Genomic DNA, 2,439 nt, shown 5'->3' on the forward strand with positions numbered 1-2,439 from the left:
TTATTAAAGATGGATTATACCCTATTGTAAAGGCAACAAAAGAAACCATTACTCCTTATGCTGGCTTAGAACTTGCATATTATATATACCCGTTCTTACAAAAAAAACAAAAAGCCATAAAAGGACTACTAATTGCGAACACTGGAACCATGTTTTTCTATCTATATGTGACTATTCTTTCTTATATATACTTTAGTCCGGAGGGGATAAAAGACGTAATCTGGCCAGTATTTCATCTGTTAAAAGGGGTTCGTTTTTCTTTTATGGAACGATTAGAAATTATATATATCGCTTACTATTTAATTGTATTTTCCACTACGATATATCCGTATTTATTTTTCAGTTTTGAATCTGTGACCGTTTCACTTCAAAAAAACGCCCGTAATTGGGCGCTGCTTGCTTTTATGTTATTTATAGTTGGACTATTTATTTTCCTAAATCCCGATGTAGATCAATATTTGTTTATATATTCTCTTATGGATATCTTAAATGTCATTTTCTTTATTCTATTACCGATCTTTTTTTTCACTTACAGCATTCTTTTTGCTTGGGTTACAAGGAGGACACAACTTTGATTCGAAAATGGATATGGATTGTAATTTGTTGTGTATATATAATTGGTTGTAGTCAGAGAATTCCTCTTGAAAAGGTTTCATTAATCCTGTTAATTGGCCTGGATAGAAGCTCTAATGGAGACATAAAAGTTGGAACAAGTATACCACTCTTTCATCATAAACAGCCAAAAAGTACTATAGAACATTGGACTCAAGCACCAACTGTATATACTGGATTCAGTAAGATAGATACGAAATTAACTGGCTTTATGACAGCTTCCAAAGCTGAAATCATTTTAATTGGGAAAAAATTAGCGCAAGAGGCAAATTGGTTGCAGGAGATTGATTCTTCTTACCGTGATCCTTACGCTACCATTAATGCTAAAGTAGTACTTGTAGATGGACCTGCAGAAGAAATCTTTAAGATTCACAAGCCTAGTAAACCATCACTTTCATCTTATATAAATGGTGTAATCGAATCCTCTATTCAAAATAACCAATCCGTCTCTTCTACAATTCAACAATTAATGAGAGAACAAAATGAAGAAGGAATGACGCAAACTGTTCCAATTATCAAAAAAACAATGAATGAAATCGACACAGTAGGAATTGCATTTTTAAATCGAAAAGGGAAATATTTAACTCATATCCCTAAAAAAGATGTTAAATTTTTCAATCTTATAAATAAGCCAAAAAGTAACGGCCGAATGATACTACATCTTGCGCTTCCCCCTAAAAAATCAAACAAAAAAACAAACACTTCTATCTTCGTACAGAACGCGACAAGGAAGGTAGATGTTACTTTTCAAAACGGAAAGTTTGTATTTAATTTCAATATACATGCTAATATAGCTTTAATAGAAAAAACCAATACGAATTTAGTTAAGGGGCACTATGATAATAAAAAAAATATAAATAATTTAAAAAGTGCTATTGAAAAAGAAATTAATAATAATTTACAAAATATATTAAATCAAATACAGCAGAATAAAATTGATCCAATCGGATTATCCCTATATGCTAGAGCCTTTCAATATAAAGAGTGGAAAAAAGTAAAAGGAGATTGGTTGCAAGCGTTAGCAGAGGCTAAAATAAATGTAAAGACACACGTCAAAATAAAAGATACTGGGACCATTAGAAATTAGATTAGCCTATTCTTTTATTTGACAACTTTTCTCAGTCGAGTTTTTTTTTTACAAGTTATATTAAAAAATATAGCTGTTGATGAAAACAAGAGTATATATAATAGAGAGTGTATTTTCATTTCACTTTTATATAAATAAAAGCCAAATAGCCGTTCATAATGAACGACTATTTGGCATCTAACTAATAATTTGAATGCTTTTCATGTTAATCTATTTTGTTTAATCCCGTAGAAGTAACTTGATATGTTCTTTTTTTACCTATATATTCTTGTTTATTATTCTCAAAGTTAATAAGTGTAGCGCGTGTCTTTTCCTTTACTGTTTCCCCTTCTATATGGGTAAACTCAATGTAATCTCCCACTTTTACGGGCACGGCTTGACTTTCAGCAGTTTGTTGTCTATTTCCCACTATTTCCTTATTGTACACAACACTACCGGATGAATTCTGTACTTTAATACTTGCATACGTATTATTAAAGTAAGAATGTGGTACACCTGCTTCTAACTTCACCTGCATTTTCTCTGTTGCCCTATTATAATCTACTTTTGCGATTTCTCTGTCACTATATCCCTTTAAAGACCAGCCAAATTGATTTCCGTCTAAAACCGTTGTTTCTGGCATTTTTTCTACTTTCTTCAAGCCTTCTTTTGTAACTTCATACATTGCTTTTTTTCCAAAGCTTTCTTGTTTACTTTTGTCTACATTTGTGAAAGTAGCTCTATGCACACCTTCTAAATGT

Annotated in this window: 3 protein-coding genes; 2 read left to right on the top strand and 1 reads right to left on the bottom strand. The window is 31.4% G+C overall.

Translation table 11 applies throughout. The features are described from left to right. Together MR113_RS27045 and MR113_RS27050 are read left to right on the top strand one after the other, a co-directional pair. Positions 1-575: GerAB/ArcD/ProY family transporter (locus MR113_RS27045; RefSeq protein WP_242257465.1), on the top strand; the 575-nt coding region annotated here is incomplete at its 5' end. Then, the gene (locus MR113_RS27050; RefSeq protein ID WP_242257466.1) at positions 572-1,699 is read left to right on the top strand and encodes a Ger(x)C family spore germination protein; all 1,128 of its coding nucleotides are present in this window, start codon (positions 572-574) and stop codon (positions 1,697-1,699) included. The genes MR113_RS27045 and MR113_RS27050, both read left to right, overlap by 4 nt. Positions 1,700-1,904: 205 nt before the next feature. On the opposite strand, the gene MR113_RS27055 is transcribed toward MR113_RS27050, so the two are convergent. Continuing rightward, positions 1,905-2,439: putative mucin/carbohydrate-binding domain-containing protein (locus tag MR113_RS27055; RefSeq protein ID WP_277929806.1), on the bottom strand; the 535-nt coding region annotated here is incomplete at its 5' end.

The sequence above is a fragment of the Bacillus cereus group sp. BfR-BA-01379 genome, from assembly GCF_022663605.1.
Lineage (GTDB): Bacteria > Bacillota > Bacilli > Bacillales > Bacillaceae_G > Bacillus_A > Bacillus_A mobilis.